We start from the raw sequence: 19,208 nt of genomic DNA, 5'->3' as shown, positions 1-19,208 counted from the left end.
TCCCGCTCCCGGCCGCCGGTCCGAGTCCGCCACTGATGGCGGCCTTCGTTGCGCCGGCGCGGGGCGAAGCGCTGATGGAGATCGCAGGCGCGATGGACGCGCTTCCGGCGGCAAGTACCGCCACCGATGCCGGACCCTGCGCGTGGCCACGGGTCGTGACTTGCCGTGCTCATGCGCCCCGCCATCGCCCGCGCCCTGGCGATGGCGGAGTCGGGGGCCTGGCGCGAATCCGCCGATGCCTGGAGCCGAAGATCCCGCGCATGCTTCGCTGCCTGCCGATGGCGCTGCTGCCGCTACTGCCGGCCGCTACCGCGTGCGCCGCCACCACCGTGATCGACCGCGTGATGATCGTCGACGGCACAGGCGCACCGGCCTATGCGGGCGCGGTGCGGATCGCCGACGGCAGGATCGTGGCGGTGGGCCGGCTGCGGCCCGCGCCCGGCGAGCCGCGCGTGGACGGCCGGGGCCTAGTGCTGGCGCCAGGCTTCATCGACACCCACAGCCACCACGATGCCGGCATGTTCGAGCGGCCGGACATGGCGACGGTGACCAGCCAGGGCGTCACCACCCTGATCGTGGGCCAGGACGGGTTTTCGCAGACGCCTCTGGCGAGCCTCTTCGAGCGGCTGCAGGCCAACCCGCTGGCGGTCAACCTCGGCAGCTACTCCGGGCACAATACGCTGCGCGCGCAGGTGCTGGGCACCGACGCGCGGCGTCCGGCCAGCGAACGCGAGATCGCCGGTATGAGCCGCCTGCTCGAGGCCGACATGGAAGCCGGTGCGTTCGGCCTGTCCACTGGGCTGATGTACGAGCCCGGCGCCTTTTCCACCACCGAGGAGGTCGTGGCGCTGGCGCAGGTGGCCGCACGCCGCGGCGGTCGCTACATCAGCCACGTGCGCAACGAGGCGTTCGAGCTGGACAGCGCGATCGACGAGGCGATCCTGGTCGGCCGCCGCACCGGCATGCCGGTGCAGATTTCCCACCTCAAGATCGCCGTGCGCAAGCGCTGGGGACAGGCGGACGCGATCTTGCGCAAGCTCGACCAGGCGCGCGCCGAAGGCATCGACCTCAGCGCCGACGTGTATCCCTACACGTACTGGCAAACGACGATGCGCATCATGTTTCCCAACAAGGACTACGACGACCGCCGGGGCCTGGCGTTCAATTTCGCCGAGTCCACGCCACCGGAGGAACTCCGCGTCGCGTTGTTCAGGCCGGATCCTTCGCTGCAGGGCCGCAGCATCGCGCAGATCGCGCAGGCGCGCGGACAGGATCCCGTCACCGCCTACATCGGCATGGAGAAGACCTTGGCCGCCTATGAGCGCACGCACGCCAGCGAGCTTGAGCTGGGCAAGGTCGAGGCCGTGATCGGCACCAGCATGAGCGAGGACGACGTCGCCACGTTCCTGCGCTGGCCGCACAGCAATGTGTGTTCGGACGGCTTCGAGTTGGGCCATCCGCGCGGGCACGGCACGTTCACCCGCGTCTTGGGGCGCTATGTCCGCGAGCGCGGCGTGCTGTCGCTGGAGCAGGCGGTGCACCGCATGACCGGGCTGGCGGCCGCGCACCTAGGCATCACCGACCGCGGGGTCATCCGTCCCGGCGCCTGGGCCGACTTGGTGCTGTTCGATCCGGACACCGTAGCCGACCGCGCCACGCTCGAGAATCCCGCAGCGCAGTCGGTGGGTATCGCGCAGGTCTGGGTCGCCGGCCAGACGGTATTCGCCGCCGGCCACGCATTGCCTGCGCGTCCCGGCCAGGTAGTGCGTCGCCAGGGCGATGCACCCTTCACCGCCGTTGCCGCGCACTGAACCGCCGATGGCGATCGCGCGCCAAGCGTATGGTGCCGGCAACGCTCATAACCACCGTGGTCCGCCTGTCCCAGGCTCTGCCGCGATCCCAAGGAACCGCTCATGCTGATTTCCGAAGCACTGGCCTTGCTGCTTGCAAGCGTCGCCGTGGCGCTATGGTGGATGCGCAGCCCGCGCAGGAAGTCAGCGCTGTGGCTGCTGGGCGGTGCGCTGGCGAGCGCGGCGTACGCGCTGTGGCACGGCCGCTGGCAGATGTGGCCGGCGCTGCTGGCGGCACCGCTGCTGGCCGCGCCGTTCCTGCTGCGGGATCGACGCTGGCAGCGCGTGCTCGGCCGGCTGCTGGGCGCAACCGGCGCGACGGCGCTGATGGCGTCCGCGCTGGCGCTGTGGCTTTGCCCGCTGTTCGCCCTGCCGTCGCCGGACGGCCCGTATGCGGTAGGCACCCGCCACTTCGAGCTGACCGACCGTTCGCGCCTGGGGGTCATGGAGGATCCGCCGCAGGCAGCGCGCCGGATCGTGGTATGGGCATGGTATCCGGCCACCGCCGGCGGCGAACGGCCAAGGAACTACTTCACCGGCGACGAGCGCGAACTGGCGCGCTCGGTGGCGCGCAACTGGGGCATGTACGGTTTCGCGTTCGACCACCTGCGCCAAGTCCCCACGCATTCGCGCCCCGATGCGCCGTTGTCCACCGCACAGTCGCGCTGGCCGGTGGTCGTCTTCAATCACGGCTACTGGGGCTGGCCTGGGCAGAACACCGCATTGATGGAACGCCTGGCTAGCCACGGCTACCTGGTCTTCAGCATCGGCCACCCCTACGACGCGGGCGCATACACCTTCGCCGACGGCACGCGCATCCCGACTAGTCCGGCCAAGGCCGCGGCCACGGTGCCCACCGCGGGCATGCTGGCCTTCTGGAAGGCGCACAGCCACGACGCCCACTACGCGGCGATGGCCCGCTACCACCACGACTTCGACCACCATCGGGTGATGCGCAGCTTCAACGCTTGGCGCGCGGACATCGGCTTTCTGGTCGACACGCTGCAGCAGCGGCGGCTGCCCGCAGCCGTGGCGGCGCTGGGCGATGCGGCCGATCTGTCGCGGCTGGCGTTCGCGGGCATGTCCTTCGGCGGCACCACGTCGGCCTCGGCCTGTCACCACGATCGCCGCTGCGTGGCCGCGGTCAACATGGACGGCGAAGAATTCGACTGGTCGCTGTGGGATGCCGACATCCGCGTGCCGTTGCTGTTGCTGCACTCGGACTTCGAGCGGTATCCGCTGTTCGGGGCCGGTACCGGCGTGCCGCATTCGACCATCATGGACTACGCCTATGAGCGCTGGGACCGTATCGGCGAGCGTGCGGACGTGGTGCGGGTGCGGGTGGTCGGCGAACGCCACCTGGGCCTGACCGATCTGCCGCTGTCGGCGCGCATGCCGGTGCGCGGCAGGATATACGGCGAGCAGGACGGCGAGACCGGAGTCGCTGCGACCAACGACCTGGTCTTGGCGTTTCTCGACCATGCGCTCAAGGGCCAGGACAACGGCTATCCCGGCCGCGTGTTCGCACGACAATCGGCCTTGCGGCCACACGATGCCTCCAGCGTGCGCAGGTGGTGGCAGGCGCGCGCGGGCGCGCAGCCACGGTGACTCCTGCGCGCCGGCGCGAGGACCGACACATGGCGGCCGAAATGCAAACTGGCTCCGCCGGGACGCAAAGCGTGCGATGACAACAGGACCCTAGCCTGCAACTGGGCCGAAACCAGGACGTGTGGCTCATCGTATCCAGACCGATCGATCCAGCCACGAAAGGGGATTTCCATGTCGCACGCGTCATCGTGTTGCCGCGTTTTCCCACGCTGTCGCCAAGGCCATATTCTCCCTCCCGCCACGCTGCTGTCCCTGGCGCTGGCCTGCGCGGCGGCGCAGGCGCAGCAGACCCAGGCCACCGCAGACGCAGCGACCGAGGACCGGTCCGCAGAGCATCCGTCCAAGCCCACCGAACTGGATAGCGTGGTGGTCACCGCGCAGATGCGCACCCAGTCGATCATGGAAGTGCCGATCAGCATCACCGCCATTGGTGCCGAGGAATTGGAGGCGCGGCGCATCAACGAGGTCGAGGACTATATCTTCTCGGTGCCCAACGCGACCTTCGTGAACTCCGGCGCGTTCTATGGAAAGACGGTGTCTTTTCGCGGCATCAGCAAGTTCTCCGGCGGCAAGTACGAAGTGATCTCGGTCAGCGTCGACGACGTCGGCTACGGCGCGATCAATTCCAACGCGATCCTCTCCTCCAAGCTGATCGACATCGAACGCATCGAGGTGCTGCGCGGCCCGCAGGGCACGCTCAGCGGCCGCAACTCCCTGGGCGGCTCGATCAACATCGTCAGCGCGCAACCGGATCCGGATCACGTGCTGCTCAAGGGAACGCTGGACTACAGCCGTTTCGATACGCGCCGGGCCCAGGGCGTGGCCAATCTGCCGCTGGGTCCGGACATGGCGTTGCGTACCGTGGCCTATGCCGAGCACAGCGATGGCGCGATCGAGAACGTCGGGCCCTCCGGCGGCGGATCGGGTTACGACAACACCGGCGCCCGCGCCGCGCTGAAATGGAACCCCACCGAACGCTTCACCGTGAACGCAAGCCTGGGCTACGAGAAGCAGGACCACGGCATGGAGAACTGGATCACCGGCGACTTCACCGACGACGCGACGCGAGAAAGCATGCTCGGCGAACTGACCGCCTGGGGCGGCAGCTATCCCAGCCCGATCGACCTGTTCTCCAAGGTCGGCAACAACGGCGGCAAAGTCAGCAAGGACGTCGACGAGATCGCCGACGTCGAAGACTGGATCGGCTCGTTCAAACTCGGATACGAGGGCAACAGCCACCGCTTCGACCTGATCTATGGCTACTTCGACTACCAGATCCATCACCGCGAGGACTACGACCAGACCGAGTACGCCTGGTGGATGAGCGAAAGCACGCGCAAGGTGCGCACCCACTCGCTGGACCTGCGCGTCAGCTCGCGCTACGACGGCCCGCTCAACTGGGTCGGCGGAGTGAGCATAATGGACGAGCGCCGCAAGTCGCACCAGAACGATTCGATCGGCGAGTGGGCGGTGCTGGGCACCAATCCCACTGTGGGCGGCGCCTATGTGCCGGCCTACCTCGGCGTCAGCGAGGACCGCATGAAGAGCATGGGTCTGTACGGCAATCTGTACTGGGACTTCGGCGAGCGCTGGCATCTTTCCGCCGGCGGCCGCTATAGCGTGGAAAAGACCCGCTACGGTGACGACTACGTCTACGACATCGGCAATACCGCGCTATCCGTGGCGTCGTCGCCGGAGATGTCGCCCGAGGCGACCCTGCGCGAGTTCTCGCCGCGCATCGCGCTCAACTACGACATAGGCGCGCGCGCCACCGTCTATGCGCAGTATTCCACCGGCTACCGCGCCGGCTATGCCAACAGCACCCAGGCCAAGGATCTGGGCGCGCCCTCGCACGTGGATCCGGAGTATGTGAAGAACTACGAGATCGGCTTCAAGGGCCGCTTCTGGGACAACCGGATCTCGCTCGGCGCCGCAGCGTTCAACATGGTCTACACCGACCTGCAGGTGCAGACCCTGGTACTGCCGGAGAACAATCCGTACCCGTTCGACATCAGCTACGACATTAACGCCGGTTCAGCGCGCACCCGTGGCTTCGAGCTGGAGGGAGAGGCGCTGTTGACAGACCGCCTGCAACTCAGCGCGGGCGTGGGCTACACCGATGCGAAGATCAAGCAGGTGGTGCTCGACGGCGTGGAGTACCGCGACAAGCCCATCCCCAACGTGCGGCCTTGGACCGCCAATGCCTCGCTCGAGTACAGCCATCCGCTACGCGGCGGGCACGAGGCGCGCCTGCGCCTGGACTACACGTGGCAGGACGACATGTACTGGCAGGGCGTACTGAAGGACCCGGCGTACTACTTGCCATCCTTCAAGACCGTCGATGCGAGCGCCACGTTCGGTCCGAGCGATCGCCGCTGGTCGCTGCAGCTATATGCGGAGAACCTGCTCGACGAGGCGTACTACACCTCCATCGGCTGGGTCAGCGTCGGCTACCGCGGTCGCATGGTCTATACGACTCCTCGCACCTACGGCATGCGCTTCAGCTATCAGTTCGAGCGCTGACGATGCGCCGGATCGGCGACCGGCGCAGCGGACCGCGCCTCCGCTGCGCCGGCGGCGAAGGACGCCGCCACCGCCGCCCGACCGAGGCCGGGGCACGGGCGATGGCGGCGCAACCGCGTTCGCGCAATCGCCTGCCCCGGGCGCGAGACTTCGGCAGTGGCCGCCGCCCTTGGCCCTTGCCGCCCACGCCGCGGCGTGGCGCGGGCGCTCCGGCAGGCGACCCCGCATGCCCTCAGGCGAGCCCGGGGCCCTCGCAGCATCCCGCGATCTCGTTCCTGGCGCCCGGGGCATGCAGGCCATCCAAGCGCGCCGCCTCGGGCGCACGCCCCGTGCGGCGTTACGCCCGAAGCCCCGGATGCGAACATGGCGCTTCGGCCAGGCCGCGCCCATCCACCGTGCGCATCAGTGTTCGCTCACCGATCCTGGTGCCTGTACGGCCGTCGAAACATGCGCAGGAGTGATGCAGATGAAGCAGTGGCTGGAACGCTATCTCGTCCCGGGTCTGGTGGTACAGGCGGTGATCGTCGGCGGCGGGTATGCCTCCGGCCGCGAGTTGGTGGAGTTCTTTCTGGCGCACGGCGCCGCCACCGGTCTGCTGGGCCTGGCCTGGACGGCACTGCTGTTCAGCATCGGCACCGCGACCGCTTTCGAAGTGGCGCGGCGGTATCAGGCCTTCGACTACCGCAGCTTTTGCCAGGCCTACATGGGACGGTTTGCCGTGCTGTTCGAGCTCGGTTACGTCGCCTCGCTGGTGCTGGTGCTGTCGATCGTCTCGGCGGCGGCGGCCAAGCTGGTCGCCGAAGTCCTGGGAACGCCCGAACTGCCCAACGCGGTGGCGTTCATGGCCGTCGTCGCCATGCTGGTGTTCTTCGGCAATCGGATCGTGGAGCGGGTGATCTCGTGGTGGTCGTTGCTGTTCTATGCCACCTACGGCGCGCTGTTCGTCACCGTGATCATGCACCACAGCGCTGCGTTGTCGGCCGAGCTGGCGGCATCGCCGGCCGACCTGGGCGTCGCGCTGCGCGAGGGTACCAGCTATACCGGCTACAACATCGCGGTGCTGCCGGTGCTGATCTTCGTCGCGCGCAACTTCCGCAGCCGTCGCGAAGCGTTGTGGTCCGGTGCCCTGGCCGGACCGCTGATCCTGCTGCCGGGATTCGCCTTCCTGCTGGTGCTGGCCGCGTTCCGCGCTCAGGTGCTGGACGCGCCCTTGCCGGTGACGGTGGTGCTGCACCAGCTGCATACGCCGTTGCTGGGTGCGTTCGTCAAGCTGGTGATCCTGGGCGCGATGATCAAGACCGGCGCCGGCCTGCTGCACGGCCTGAACGAGCGCATCGCGCGCGGCTATCGGGACCGCGGATCGGCCATGCCCGACGGGTTGCGCCCGGCGGTGGCGTTCGTCGCGATGGCGCTGTCGGTCGGCGTCGCCGCGCGGATCGGCCTGGTCGACCTGATCGCACACGGTTACCGCTACAGCTCTGCCTACTTTCTGCTGGTGTTCCTGTTGCCGCTGCTGACGCGCGGCCTGTGGTTGGCGCTGCGGCGACAGACGCCGCCGCCGGACGTGGCGACGCGGCAGCCATAGGCCAGCGGCGGCAGCATCCATGCAGCGCGCGCGTGCCGCCGACGCACTGCCGCGCAGCGGCATCGCGTCGGCCCCAGGCGCCGACGGCAGGCGGATCCAGCCAGCGATACCGGGGCGTGGCGACGGCGCGGAAAACGCGGCTTCAGCGCGCCACGCCAGCCAGTCCCTGTTCGCGCCGCAGCGGCAACCGCGGCGGGGACAGGGGCAGGTTCTTCCGGATTCTCCGCGCATCGCTGCGGCCGGCTCTTGCGGCCCGCCGCGGATGTGCCACCGCGGCGGCGGCCCTTGCCAGGCTGCGGCCGCGACAACGGTCGGCTGCGCATCCTGGCGCTGCATCCCCGCGCCCCGACAAAGCGTCGCGACGGATCGGCTTGAACGGCCATCCCGGCGATGACCGCGCGCGCCGTGCGTGCATGCGTGCGAATGCGCGGCGCGGGCGCGGGAACAGGCGTTACCGATGGCGCGCGCACGCCGCGCCCGGCGTCCCGGCGGCACCGCTCAGTTCAGCAGGACATCGAGGATGCGGTCCACGCCATGCCGGATCGGATCGCAGCACGGCAGGCCGGTCTGGCTTTCGATCTGGCGAACGGCGGCCTCGACCGAGGCCGGGTCCATGCGCGAGGTGTTGACGCTGATGCCGACCGCACGCGCGTCGGGATTGGTCAGGCGCGCGGCGTTGACATTGGCGTCGATACAGCGACGCAGATCCGGTACCTTGTGGTCGAAGCCCAGCAAATGGGTCCGCACCGGCTCGTGGCAGACCACCAGCGCGTCCGGCTGGCTGCCGTGGATCAGACCCAAGGTCACGCCCGCGTAGGCGGGATGAAACAGCGAGCCCTGTCCTTCGACGACGTCCCAGTGCTCGGGCGCGGCGTCCGGCGACAGCCATTCCGCGGCGCCGGAGATGAAGTCGGCGACCACCGCGTCGATGGCGACTCCGCGGCCGCAGATCATGATCCCGGTCTGCCCGGTTGCACGGAAGTCGGCGTCGAGGCCCCGCGCGCGCAGCCCGGCCTCCAGCGCCAACGCGGTGTACTTCTTGCCGACGGCGCAGTCCGTGCCCACGGTCAGCAGACGCTTTCCGCTGCGCTTGCGCCCGGTACCGGGCACGAAGCTCCGGGTCGGCTGCCGCAGGTCATGGACGGCGCGGCCGGTGCGATCGCGTGCCTCGGCGATGGCGGGAATGTCGTTCAGCCGCTGGTGCATGCCCGCCGCCACGTCGAGGCCGTTTTCCAGCGCCTGAACGATGGCGCCCACCCAATGGGCTGGAATGAAGCCACCGATATTCACCACGCCCACGATCATCGTCCCGGCGCCGGCGTTTGCGGCTTCCGCCGGCGTGAGTTCCGGCAACTGCAGATCCACGCTGCATCCGGGCAGCCGATGCTGCGCCATGACCGCGTCCGGCCGCCATTGCTTCAGTCCCGCTGCGGTCTTGGCCGCGCTGAACTCGGTGACGTCCCCCAGGAACAGCAGATAGGGCTTGTGCACAGTCGGTATCCTCGTTTCGAAGCTGGTGGTGATGGATGCGGAGTGGATGCGATGCCGAATCAGAGCATCGGCCCCACTCCCTGGCTTTGCAGAAGCGTGGTCCGCTTAGCCGTCGGGCCCGGCCGGCGCAATGGCGAAATGCCCTGCCCTTTTCGCAAACCGGCACGCCGGCAAACCCGCCTTAATCGATTCCCGGAAAGCGCCGCTTTCCGGGAATCGATCGTGGAGGGTGGAATGCAGCAGATGTCGGCATCGGCGCCGAAGACCGAGAACCGCGTGCACGCAGCGGCGGACCGGCTGGCCTGGGAAATCGGCCGCCTGGACGCCCACGACCAAGCCGCGCTGGTGCGCCGCGGCGAGCTGTCGGCGCGCGAACTGTGCGCGAGCGCCATCGCGCGGATCGAACAGCTGGACCCGGCACTGAACGCGATCACTCACCGCGACTACGACGCGGCGCTGACGCGCGCGGAACGCGCGCAAGGCGAGATGGCCGGCGTTCCGTGGCTGCTCAAGGACGGGCTCGACTACCGTGGCATGCCCAACCGCAGCGGCAGCCAGCTGTATCGCGACGCGCCGCCCGGCGAGATCGAGTTCGCCTTCACCCGCGCCTTCGACCGTGCCGGCCTGATTGCCCTGGGCAAGACCAACGCGCCGGAATTCGGGTTGCTGCCCACCACCGAGCCGCTGCTGTACGGGCCGGCGCGCAATCCCTGGGCCGCGGACCGTTCTCCCGGCGGATCGAGCGGCGGCGCCGCGATCGCGGTGGCGACCGGGATGACCCCGCTCGCGCATGCGGCCGACGGCGGCGGATCGATCCGCATCCCCGCCTGCTGCTGCGGCGTGATCGGGCTCAAGCCCGGCCGCGGCGCGACGGCGCGCGCGCGCGCGCCGCACCTGATCGAGGATCTGCTGGCCTGCGACATGCTGCTGGCGCGCAGCGTGCGCGACGTCGACTGGGCCATGCGCACCGCCAGCGCGGCGCCGGTGCGGCCGGCGCGCCGCGACGCCGGGCTACGCATCGCGGTCGTCCTGGACAGCCTAGACGGCAGGGCGCCGCATCCGCAGGTGCGAGAGAGCGTCCTGCGCAGCGCGCAGTTGTGTCGGGACCTGGGCCACGAGGTCTTCGAGGCCGGGCGCCCGTACGACGGTCCGGCGACGCTCACGGCGTTCAAGACGGTCTGGGCCTATCTCGCCCGCGATATCGCCCAGGGCGCCACGGCCAGGTTCGGGCCGGCGGCCGAGACGCTCGCCGAACCGTGGACGCTGGAACTGGCGCAATGGGCCGGAGGCGTCCGCATCGGCGACACCGATGCGATGATGCAGGCGATCGCCGATGCCCGCGGCGCGCTGCAGCGGTTCTTCGCCACGACGGATGTGGTCCTTTCCCCGGTGCTGGACCGCCCTGCGCTGCGGATCGGCGAGTTGGGGCCGAGCGCGGGATTCGGGCATATCATGGAATTGATGTTCGACTACGTGTCCTATACCCCGCTGCACAATCTGACCGGGCATCCGGCGATGTCGCTGCCGCTGTTCCCCGCAGCGGACGGTGTGCCGATAGGAAGCATGTTCGCCGCGGCGCACGGCGGCGAGAACACGCTGATCGCGCTGGCCTACCAACTGGAGCAAGCCATGCCCTGGCGGGATCGCTGGCCCCCCATTCTGCCGCACGGCACCGGCGCCGGATGACTCCGCCGGACCGACCGCAGGAGTTGCTGTCCCGAGGCATAGGCGACATGCTCCGGCTGCTCGAAGAGTCCAGGAACGCTTCTGGCCAATCGCTGCGCGTGACCGACGGATGGCTGCAGCCGATCTGCGACGGTCTCGGCTTCCACCACGAGTACGACAGCGACATCGCCACCGGCGGCTGGGAGTTCTACCGCCTGCACAACGGCATCTGCGTCGCCCTGGTGCGGATGACGACCAAACGCCGCATCGTGCGCCGCCACAACGCCGGCGACTATCTGGCGCTGTCGGCCGTGCTCGACGGCAACGTGCTGCTGACCGACGAGCTGAGCGTGGAGGGCGAGCTCACCGACGGCTACTGCACGGTCTACGGCAACGGCCCGGACCGCCACTTCGAGACGGTCTACGAGCGGGGCGACCAGTTGCGCTGGGTCACCATCTACATCGAGCGGGGGTCGTTCTTTGCCCTGACCGGACTGACCGACGCGGACATGCCGTCCTCTTTCGCCGCGTACATCCGCGGCGAAAGCGTCTATGCGTGCCGCAACGTGCCGCTGTCCGAGCTCGCTTCGCTGACCGCGCATCAACTGATCTCGCCACCGTTCACCGGGTCGTTCCTGCAGGCCTTCATCTCGGCCAAGGCGCTCGAACTGGCCTGCTACATCCTGTTCGGGTTGTCCCAGCCGGAAAGCGAGCTGTTCGGCGGCCGCTTCGAGGCCGAGGACCATCGCCGGATGAAGCAGGCGATGGCGATGATCCGCGACAACATCGACAGCCAGATCAGCGTCCACGAGATCGCCGAGGCGGTCGGCATGAGCCGCCACCGGCTGCAGCTGGGATTCCGCATGATCTACGGCGACACGGTCGGCCGCATCCGCGACAAGCTGCGCATGGAATTGGCGCTGGACCTGATCCGGGACTCGAACATGTCGATGATCGAAATCGCGCTGGAGACGGGGTACGAGCACGCCGCCAGCTTCACCCGAGCGTTCAAGACCGCGTTCGGCATCTCGCCGATCCAGATGCGCAAGGTCGCCAACGACGAACTGCGCGTGCGCAACCTGCCGGGCCGGGCCAGGAAGGCGCCTGACCCGCACGAAGCCGATCCCGCCTGATGCGGCCGCGCAGCCGCGGCGAGATGCCGCTGGCCGGCCGCCCCGGCTCACTCCATGCGCTCGGCGTTGAAGGCGCGCAGCCAGGGCACGATCGGGTGCGAACCTAGGGCGTCGATGGTGTTCCCCACCACCCCGGGCGTCTCGTCCTGCGCCAGCTTGAAGCGGGGCTGGAGCTGGCGGATCGTGGCCACGAAGCCGATCACGTGCGGCTGCAGGCGGTGGTAGCGATGGCCGATCTCGGCCAGGTTCCAGCGCGCGGGACGATCCCGCTCCATCCGCTCCACCAGCCGTTCCAGCGCGTAGTCGGTCAGATCCTCGCGCAGGGCGATGTCGACCGTGCAGGCGACGTTGGCGTAGAGCCAGGTCGGCGCCGAATCGCGGTTGGCGTACCAACTCGGAGAGGCATACGCATCCGGGCCCTGAAACAGCACCGCGGCCCTGGGCAGCGCGCGCAGCCGGGCGACCAGCGGATTGCCGCGCGCCATGTGGCCCAGCAGCGCGGTCACCTCCCCGCCGTCGGCGGACAGCGGCAGCAGCGGCAGCTGGCTGGACAACGCTTCGCCCGATGCGTCCACGCTCACCACCCATGCGAGCGGGAACGCTTCGATCAGCGCGCGCGCGTCGCCGGGCGAGCGGGGGCCGAACCGCTCGGTCATGGCGGCGATCCGGCGCAGGCCGGCGGCACGGAAGCAAAGCGGTGCGCGGGGTGGTTCATGACGCCAGCTAACTCCCGATCGCGTCCACGCGCTTAGCAATACGGCGCGCCGATTGGCGAAACGGAGGGCGCAACTGCAAAGTGCCAGTGCCGTCTCCCGGTCACCCTGGCGCCCCCTGGAGGTGATCCGATGAAGCTGAGCGTCCGTGTCGAACGTTGGGAAATGACCGAACCCTTCCGTATCTCTGGCCAGACCTTCACCCACGCCGAGCTGGTCGTGGTCGAGCTGGAGGCCGAGGGCGCGCGCGGGCGCGGCGAGGCCTGCGGCGTCTACTACCGCGGCGACGACGCGGCCGGCATGCTGCGCCAGCTGAGCGAGATGAAGGCGGAGATCGAGGCGGGAATCGACCGCGCCGCACTGCAGCGGCGGCTGCCGGCCTGCGGCGCGCGCAACGCGCTCGACGCGGCGCTGTGGGAACTGGAAGCCGCGCGCGCCGGCGTGCCCGTGTGGCGGCTGGCGGGCCTGGAACGGGCCGATCCGCTACCGACGGTCTTCACCATCGGCATCGACGCCGCACCGAGGATGGCGGACAAGGCGGTGGCGATGCGTCATGCCCGCGCGATCAAGCTCAAGCTCTCCGGCGACGCGGACGACCGCGTGCGGGTGCAAGCGGTGCGTGCGGCGCGTCCCGACGCCTGGATCGGCGTGGACGGCAACCGCGGCTTCACCCCGCAATCGCTGGAGGCGATCATGCCCACGCTCCGGGCCTGCCAGGTGCAGCTGATCGAGCAGCCCTTCGCCATCGGCCGCGATCGCGACCTGGCCGGTGTCGATCGCGCGATTCCGATCGCCGCCGACGAGAGCGTCCAGGATTGCGGCGATCTGGAGGCCTTGGTCGGCCTGGTCGACATCGTCAACATCAAGCTCGACAAATGCGGCGGCCTCACTCACGCGCTGGCGATGGAGCGCCAGGCGCGGCGGCTGGGATTCGGGGTGATGGTCGGCAACATGACCGGCACCAGCTGGTCGCAGGCGCCCGCCTTCGTGCTGGGGCAGCGCTGCGACCTGCGCGACCTCGACGGTCCGACGTTCCTGGCACGCGACCGCCCCCGGGCGGTGACCTACGTCGACGGACTGATCCATTGTCCCGACGAAGTATGGGGCACGGCGACGGCGGCGAACGCATACGGATAGCGTCACGAAGGCCGACCGGATCGCCGCGACCTGGCGACGGCGCCACTAGCTAGCGCAGCAGGAAATCGATCATGCGCTGGACGCGGCGGTACGGCGGCTTGAGCCAGTCGCTGCCGGCCCGGCGCGACTGCCACAGAATCGGCAGCGCCTTGCTGAAGCCGTCGAAGCCGGCGCGGCCGTGGTAGGCGCCCATGCCGCTGGGGCCGATGCCGCCGAACGGCAGCGCGTTGGCGGCGAAATGCAGCAGGCTGTCGTTGACGGTGACGCCGCCGGCGACGGTGGCGTGCAGGATCGCCTCCACCTGCGCGCGGTCGTGGCTGAAGGGATACAGCGCCAGCGGCCGGTCGCGGCCGTTGACCAGCGCGATCGCCTCGTCCAGCGTGCGGTAGCTGCGCAGCGGCAGGATCGGGCCGAAGATCTCCTCCTGCATCAGCAGCGCGTCGTCGCCGGGCTGCAGCACCACGGTCGGCACGATCAGGCGTTCGCGCTCGGCGCGCCCGGCTTCGACGCTGGCCAGTTCGATGACTTCCAGGCCGCGCGCGCGGGCGTCGTCCAGATAGCCGCGCAGGCGCCGGTACTGGCTCGCGTTGACGATGCGGGTGTAGTCGTCGGCCCGTACGAAGTCGCCGTAGCGCGCCAGCACCTGGGCGCGCAACGCCTGCACCAGCGCCGCTTCGCGGCCGGCGGCGGCCGTGCGCCGGCCCGCGTGTGCATGCCCAGCTCAGCGCACCGCGGCGGCATAGGCCGCGCGGTCGAACGCCAGCGGATGGGCCTGGCGCAGCTGCTGCAGCGCCTGCGCCGCGGCCTGTTCGCGCAGCTGCACCTCGATCTGCCCGCGCACCGCATCGAAGCGCGCCTGCGTCTTGGCATCCAGCCGGATCAGGTGGTAGCCGTCGGGACCGCGCACCGGCGCGGACACCTGATGCACCGCCAGCTGCTGCACCGGTGCGACGAACGGATCGGCAAGATAGCGCCCGAACGCGGCGGACAGCTGCCCGCCGTCCGCGACGGTGGCGCCGTCGTCGGACTCGCGCACCGCCAGCGTCGCGAAATCGGCGCCGGCATCGAGTTGCCGCTTGAGCGCTTCGGCACGTTGCAGAGCCTGCGCCTCGGACAGGTCGTGGCCGCGGCGCGCGGCGGCCTGCGGATGCAAGGCCACGAAGATGTGGCTCAGGTGATATTCGTCGTAGTCGCCGGGATGGTCGTGGAACTGTCGCTGCAACTGCGCCTGGTCGATGTGCGCATGCTCGGCCGACGCGCTCATCGCCGACTCGGCCAGGATCGCGTCGGCAGCCCGGCGCAGGCGCGCGGCCACCACGGGATCGCGTTCGAGATGCTGCTGCCTGGCCTGCTCGAGCAAGAGCAGGCGGTCGGCGAACTGGCGCACGGCGGCGGGGTCGTCGATGCCGGCGCCGGTCGGCGCAGCGGCGCCGGCCAATGCGCGGTATTCGCTGGCGGTGAAGCGCGCGGCGCCAAGGCGCAACACCACCGGATCGGCGCTGGCGCGCGCGCTGTCGGGGTCATCGGCGGCGGCCGCGGCGGCGATGTGGCAGGCCGCAAGCAGACAGGCGATGGCAGCGCCGCGCTTGGCAAGGGAAAGGGACATGTTCGATTCCTGGGAAGGGCGTAGCGGACGGCGCGGGCGCGCCGCCGTCGGAAACGGCCGGCCCCTCCGGGCCGGCCGGGCGCAGCGACTCAGTCGTGCTTGCCGCGCGCGCGCAGGTAGGCGATCGCAGCCTTCGGGTCGTCGGTGGTGATCAGGTCGAAGGCCTGCTGATTGACGATGTAGTTGAGGTCGCCACGGTTGTCCGCGGTATCGCGGCCGCCGGAATAGGAGAAGTACAGATCCGACAGGCGATAGCAGCAGACGCCGGTGTTGAAGTAGAACTGCCCGCCACCGGGGCCGTCGGGAATCGCCTGAAACACGCCGACGCGGATCCCGGCCTCGCGCACGCCATCGGCATCCTTCTGCAGCAATCCGCCCAGCTGCTTGACGTTGATCTCGATCGCCTCGTTGGTGCCGCTCCACGCCAAGATCGCGTTGGCGACGTCGATCTTGGTCAGCATGTTGGTGGTGAACACCGGAATGCCGACGACGCCGTTGCTGTCCGCTCTGTAGGCCGCTCGGGTCGGGTACAGCGTCGCGTTGACCTTGGCCGCGACATAGCTGCTCACCGCCAGCGAGAACGCGTCGTTCGCGGCCTTGGCCACCGCGCGCAGCGTTGCGCCGTCCTTGATGTCGAACACCATCGGCGTCTTCAGGTTGTGCTGCTTGTAGTAGGCGAACAGATCGTCCACACGCGGCACGTGGTAGCCGGTGGTGGTGCGGCGGTCGGGCGTGAGCAGGAACAGGCCGCTCACCGTGGACCACGGCACCGTGCCCACCGCCGGGTTGGTGCCGGTGTTGTTGCCCGGGTTGTACTCGGTGCCGCCGCGGAATGCGGTCCACACGTTGGTGGCGCGGCCCAGGTTGTAGTCGTGCAGGACCACCGGCACACCATCGCTGGTCAGCTTGACGTCCAGTTCCACGCCGTCCATGCATTGGTCGTTGGCCGCCTGCAGCGCGCCGCGCGAGTTCTCCGGCATGTCGCCAATGCCCGAATACCTGCCCCATAGACCGCGATGCGCCAGCACGACGGTATTGCCGTCGCTGCTCTTGAACAGGATGCGGCTCATCTTGGTGCCGGCGCTGTCGCTGCAAGAGGCCAGCGCCAGTTGCGGCACGGCGGCGAGGATGGCCAGGGCCGCCAGCACGCGGCAGGCGCGGGCCAATGGATGTGGTGCGAGGTTGGTTTTCATGAGTCTCTGCTGTCCCAGTTCGAAAAAAGTGGCGCCACGGGTGGACGAGCGCCCGCAGCAGGTCGACGCTGCGGCGGACTCGCTTGGTGCGCGCTCCGAGCACGGCGATGCGCCGCGCAGAGGCCGAAGCCGACCGTGATCGGCGGTGGCGTCGGGGCAGAATCTAATTCTTAACTATGAATTAATTATTTCCGGCGCACGACCACGCCGCGGCAGCCCCGTGGCCGTTGGCCCCTGGCGCTGAAGTTGCGTAGAAAACGGGGTGCCATGGCACCGATCGCGCGATCGGACGCGCGGCGATGCAGGCGTTCGCGCGTAGGGCGCCGCGTTCCGGGCAGCGGCGCAGCCGACGTCGGGTCGGGCCGAGATCCTGCCGCCTTGCGCGATCAGCGCACCAGCAAGCCGATCAGGCGCGCGATCTTCGCGTACGGCGGCTTGAGCCAGTCGCTGCCGGCCCAGCGCGACTGCCACAGGATCGGCAGCGCCTTGCTGAAGCCGTCGAAGCCGGCGCGGCCGTGGTAGGCGCCCATGCCGCTGGGGCCGATGCCGCCGAACGGCAGCGCATTGGCGGCGAAGTGCAGCAGGCTGTCGTTGACGGTGACGCCGCCGGCGACGGTGGCGTGCAGGATCGCCTCCACCTGCGCGCGGTCGTGGCTGAAGGGATACAGCGCCAGCGGCCGGTCGCGGCCGTTGACCAGCGCGATCGCCTCGTCCAGCGTGCGGTAGCTGCGCAGCGGCAGGATCGGGCCGAAGATCTCCTCCTGCATCAGCAGCGCGTCGTCGCCGGGCTGCAGCACCACGGTCGGCACGATCAGGCGTTCGCGCTCGGCGCGTTCGGGTTCGACGCTGGCCAGTTCGACGACTTCCAGCCCGCGCGCGCGGGCGTCGTCCAGATAGCCGCGCAGGCGCCGGTACTGGCTCGCGTTGACGATGCGGGTGTAGTCGTCGGCCCGTACGAAGTCGCCGTAGCGCGCCAGCACCTGGGCGCGCAACGCCTGCACCAGCGCCGCTTCGCGGCCGGCATCGATCAGCACGTAGTCCGGCGCGATGCAGGTCTGCCCGGCGTTGAACCACTTGCCGGTGGCCAGGCGCGCGGCGGCCTGCGCGAGCGGGTAGTCGGCGCAGACGATGGCCGGCGACTTGCCGCCCAGCTCCAGGGTCAACGGGGTCAGGTGCGGCGCCGCCGCGGCCATCACCTTGCGCCCGACCGCGGTGGAGCCGGTGAACACCAGGTGGTCCAGCGGCAGCGCGGCGAAGGCCGCGGCCACCTCGGCCGCGCCCAGCGCCACCGCCACCCGCTGCGGCGGGAACACCTCCGCCAGCAGCGAGTGCAGGAACTGCGCGCTGCGCGGCGTGTGTTCGGACGGCTTCAGATAGACATGGTTGCCGGAGGCGATCGCGGTGGCCAGCGGGATCAGCGCCAGGTTGACCGGGTAGTTCCACGGTGCGATCACCCCGACCACGCCGACCGGCACCGGCCGCACTTCCGCGCGCGCCGGCCACAGCCGCCAGCCGGCGCCGACGCGCTGCGGCCGCATCCAGCGCTTGAGGTGGCGCAAAAGATGATCGATTTCGCCGAGCACGGTCATGCCGTCGGCGAGCAGCGATTCGTGGCGCGAGCGATGGCCGAAATCGGCGGCGATGGCATCGGCCATCTCCGGCAGGCGCCGCTTCAGCGCCGCGCGCAGGCGCAGCAGGTCGGCGCGGCGTTGCGCCTGTCCGGGCTTGGCCGCCTGCCAGGCCGCGCGCAGCCGCTGCAAGGTGGCCGGCAATGCGGCAAGCGGCGTGTCGGCGACGCTGGAAGCAGGGTGGGAAATGGACATGCGCGCACTATACGATGCCGGCATCTGGCCCGATGCGGGCGCTGCAGGACGGGCCGTGGCGGTCGCAACTGATGGCCAAGTCTCCCCGCTGGCGCGGCTCCCACCGATTCTCTATCGGCGACACCGCCCTTTGTGGGAGGGGCTTCAGCCCCGACGCGATAGCCTCCAGGTCGCCGCGCGGCTACGCCGTCTCTTCCAGCAGCAGCGCCTGCAGCTGCGCCAGGGTCGCCACTTCGTAATGCGGCACGATGCCCTCGGGCACCGGCAGGCCGTGCGCGTTGATCCAGCAGGTGTGCAGGCCGGCGGCCAGGCCGCCGGCGATGTCGGCGTGCGGGTTGTCGCCGACCATCAGCACCTGCGCGCGCGGCGGATCGCCCAGCTGCGCCAGCGCGTGGTCGAAGATCCCCGGATGCGGCTTGGCCACGCCGACCTGCTCGGAAATGGCGACGACCTCGAAGCGGTCGTGCAGGCCGGTGCGCTGCAGCCGCGCCTGCTGCAGCGCGCTGAAGCCGTTGCTGACCAGCCCCAGCCGCGCGCGCCCGCGCAGCGCATCGAGCAGCGCCACCGCGCCGTCCAGCGGCGCGCACAGTTCGGCCATCGCCGCCAGGAACGCGGCGTTCAAGGTCTCCGGCGCGGTCTGCAGGCGCTGCGCCCAAGGCCCGAAGCGGCGCTGCTGCAGCTGCAGCGCGGTGATCGCGCCGTGCTGGTACTGCACCCACAGCGGCCGATTGAGCGCGCTGTAGTCGGCGTAGTCCTGCTCGGCGAAGGCCACGCCGTAGCCGGCGAACATGCGCTGCAGGCCGGCATAGGCGTCGAACCGGAACAGCGTGTCGTCGGCGTCGAACAGGATCCAGCGGTAGCGCATGCGGCGGCCCGGGTGT

13 protein-coding genes and 1 pseudogene are annotated in these 19,208 nt (G+C 69.6%); 7 read left to right on the top strand and 7 right to left on the bottom strand.

Features of this window, described 5'->3' with window-relative positions:
- Positions 1 to 260 precede the first annotated feature (260 nt).
- The 4 genes from FZ025_RS10585 to FZ025_RS10570 all read left to right on the top strand — a co-directional run bounded on the left by FZ025_RS10585 (position 261) and on the right by FZ025_RS10570 (position 7,566).
- On the top strand, positions 261 to 1,811 hold the full coding sequence (locus tag FZ025_RS10585; RefSeq protein WP_046977437.1) for an N-acyl-D-amino-acid deacylase family protein: 1,551 nt from the start codon (positions 261 to 263) through the stop codon (positions 1,809 to 1,811).
- 102 nt (positions 1,812 to 1,913) lie between these two features.
- Positions 1,914 to 3,458, top strand: a complete 1,545-nt coding sequence (locus tag FZ025_RS10580) for an alpha/beta hydrolase (protein WP_053057110.1) — start codon at positions 1,914 to 1,916, stop codon at positions 3,456 to 3,458.
- A 171-nt stretch (positions 3,459 to 3,629) separates the two neighbouring features.
- Positions 3,630 to 5,981 carry a TonB-dependent receptor gene (locus FZ025_RS10575; protein WP_046977425.1) on the top strand — a complete coding sequence of 784 codons (2,352 nt, stop codon included), beginning with the start codon at positions 3,630 to 3,632 and terminating at the stop codon, positions 5,979 to 5,981.
- 466 nt (positions 5,982 to 6,447) lie between these two features.
- A complete protein-coding gene (locus tag FZ025_RS10570) occupies positions 6,448 to 7,566 on the top strand; it encodes a YkvI family membrane protein (RefSeq protein WP_146093541.1) in 1,119 nt (372 codons plus the stop codon).
- 498 nt (positions 7,567 to 8,064) lie between these two features.
- Here the strand turns inward: FZ025_RS10570 and dgcN are convergent, their stop codons facing one another.
- The gene (dgcN, locus tag FZ025_RS10565; RefSeq protein ID WP_046977427.1) at positions 8,065 to 9,057 is read right to left on the bottom strand and encodes an N-acetyltransferase DgcN; all 993 of its coding nucleotides are present in this window, start codon (positions 9,055 to 9,057) and stop codon (positions 8,065 to 8,067) included.
- Between the two features lie 51 nt (positions 9,058 to 9,108).
- On the opposite strand from dgcN, the gene FZ025_RS10560 reads away from it, so the two are divergent.
- Positions 9,109 to 10,743, top strand: a complete 1,635-nt coding sequence (locus tag FZ025_RS10560) for an amidase family protein (protein WP_158185552.1) — start codon at positions 9,109 to 9,111, stop codon at positions 10,741 to 10,743.
- Between the two features lie 47 nt (positions 10,744 to 10,790).
- Positions 10,791 to 11,855, top strand: coding sequence for a helix-turn-helix domain-containing protein (locus tag FZ025_RS10555; protein WP_046977429.1), 1,065 nt, complete (start codon positions 10,791 to 10,793; stop codon positions 11,853 to 11,855).
- 47 nt (positions 11,856 to 11,902) lie between these two features.
- On the opposite strand, the gene FZ025_RS10550 is transcribed toward FZ025_RS10555, so the two are convergent.
- A complete protein-coding gene (locus FZ025_RS10550) occupies positions 11,903 to 12,511 on the bottom strand; it encodes an FMN-binding negative transcriptional regulator (protein WP_046977430.1) in 609 nt (202 codons plus the stop codon).
- A gap of 189 nt (positions 12,512 to 12,700) precedes the next feature.
- On the opposite strand from FZ025_RS10550, the gene FZ025_RS10545 reads away from it, so the two are divergent.
- Positions 12,701 to 13,705: a dipeptide epimerase gene (locus FZ025_RS10545; RefSeq protein WP_046977431.1), complete on the top strand. Its 1,005-nt coding sequence runs from the start codon at positions 12,701 to 12,703 to the stop codon at positions 13,703 to 13,705.
- 49 nt (positions 13,706 to 13,754) lie between these two features.
- Here FZ025_RS10545 and FZ025_RS10540 read toward each other — a convergent pair.
- From FZ025_RS10540 to yjjG, 5 genes and pseudogenes are all read right to left on the bottom strand, one after another.
- Positions 13,755 to 14,384, bottom strand: a pseudogene (locus tag FZ025_RS10540) (aldehyde dehydrogenase family protein); the annotation flags it as partial.
- 42 nt (positions 14,385 to 14,426) lie between these two features.
- Positions 14,427 to 15,311 carry a peptidylprolyl isomerase gene (locus FZ025_RS10535; RefSeq protein ID WP_053057264.1) on the bottom strand — a complete coding sequence of 295 codons (885 nt, stop codon included), beginning with the start codon at positions 15,309 to 15,311 and terminating at the stop codon, positions 14,427 to 14,429.
- 89 nt (positions 15,312 to 15,400) lie between these two features.
- Positions 15,401 to 16,414 carry a glycerophosphodiester phosphodiesterase family protein gene (locus tag FZ025_RS10530; protein WP_208803797.1) on the bottom strand — a complete coding sequence of 338 codons (1,014 nt, stop codon included), beginning with the start codon at positions 16,412 to 16,414 and terminating at the stop codon, positions 15,401 to 15,403.
- 476 nt (positions 16,415 to 16,890) lie between these two features.
- The gene (locus FZ025_RS10525) at positions 16,891 to 18,327 is read right to left on the bottom strand and encodes an aldehyde dehydrogenase family protein (protein WP_158185551.1); all 1,437 of its coding nucleotides are present in this window, start codon (positions 18,325 to 18,327) and stop codon (positions 16,891 to 16,893) included.
- A gap of 181 nt (positions 18,328 to 18,508) precedes the next feature.
- Positions 18,509 to 19,192: a pyrimidine 5'-nucleotidase gene (gene yjjG / locus FZ025_RS10520; RefSeq protein WP_046979984.1), complete on the bottom strand. Its 684-nt coding sequence runs from the start codon at positions 19,190 to 19,192 to the stop codon at positions 18,509 to 18,511.
- Positions 19,193 to 19,208 lie beyond the last annotated feature (16 nt).

Origin of the sequence: Xanthomonas hyacinthi (genome assembly GCF_009769165.1) — a bacterium.
In the GTDB taxonomy this organism is placed as follows: Bacteria; Pseudomonadota; Gammaproteobacteria; order Xanthomonadales; family Xanthomonadaceae; genus Xanthomonas_A; species Xanthomonas_A hyacinthi.
This window is presented reverse-complemented; position numbering and strand designations above follow the sequence as displayed.

Bases quoted from the DNA above. Each gene is read 5' to 3' on its own strand.
- FZ025_RS10585 (WP_046977437.1), top strand. From the start codon at position 261: ATGCTTCGCTGCCTGCCGATGGCGCTGCTGCCGCTACTGCCGGCCGCT.
- FZ025_RS10580 (WP_053057110.1), top strand. From the start codon at position 1,914: ATGCTGATTTCCGAAGCACTGGCCTTGCTGCTTGCAAGCGTCGCCGTG.
- FZ025_RS10575 (WP_046977425.1), top strand. From the start codon at position 3,630: ATGTCGCACGCGTCATCGTGTTGCCGCGTTTTCCCACGCTGTCGCCAA.
- FZ025_RS10570 (WP_146093541.1), top strand. From the start codon at position 6,448: ATGAAGCAGTGGCTGGAACGCTATCTCGTCCCGGGTCTGGTGGTACAG.
- FZ025_RS10560 (WP_158185552.1), top strand. From the start codon at position 9,109: ATGCCGAATCAGAGCATCGGCCCCACTCCCTGGCTTTGCAGAAGCGTG.
- FZ025_RS10555 (WP_046977429.1), top strand. From the start codon at position 10,791: ATGCTCCGGCTGCTCGAAGAGTCCAGGAACGCTTCTGGCCAATCGCTG.
- FZ025_RS10550 (WP_046977430.1), bottom strand. From the start codon at position 12,511: ATGACCGAGCGGTTCGGCCCCCGCTCGCCCGGCGACGCGCGCGCGCTG.
- FZ025_RS10545 (WP_046977431.1), top strand. From the start codon at position 12,701: ATGAAGCTGAGCGTCCGTGTCGAACGTTGGGAAATGACCGAACCCTTC.
- FZ025_RS10535 (WP_053057264.1), bottom strand. From the start codon at position 15,311: ATGTCCCTTTCCCTTGCCAAGCGCGGCGCTGCCATCGCCTGTCTGCTT.
- FZ025_RS10525 (WP_158185551.1), bottom strand. From the start codon at position 18,327: ATGTCCATTTCCCACCCTGCTTCCAGCGTCGCCGACACGCCGCTTGCC.
- yjjG (WP_046979984.1), bottom strand. From the start codon at position 19,192: ATGCGCTACCGCTGGATCCTGTTCGACGCCGACGACACGCTGTTCCGG.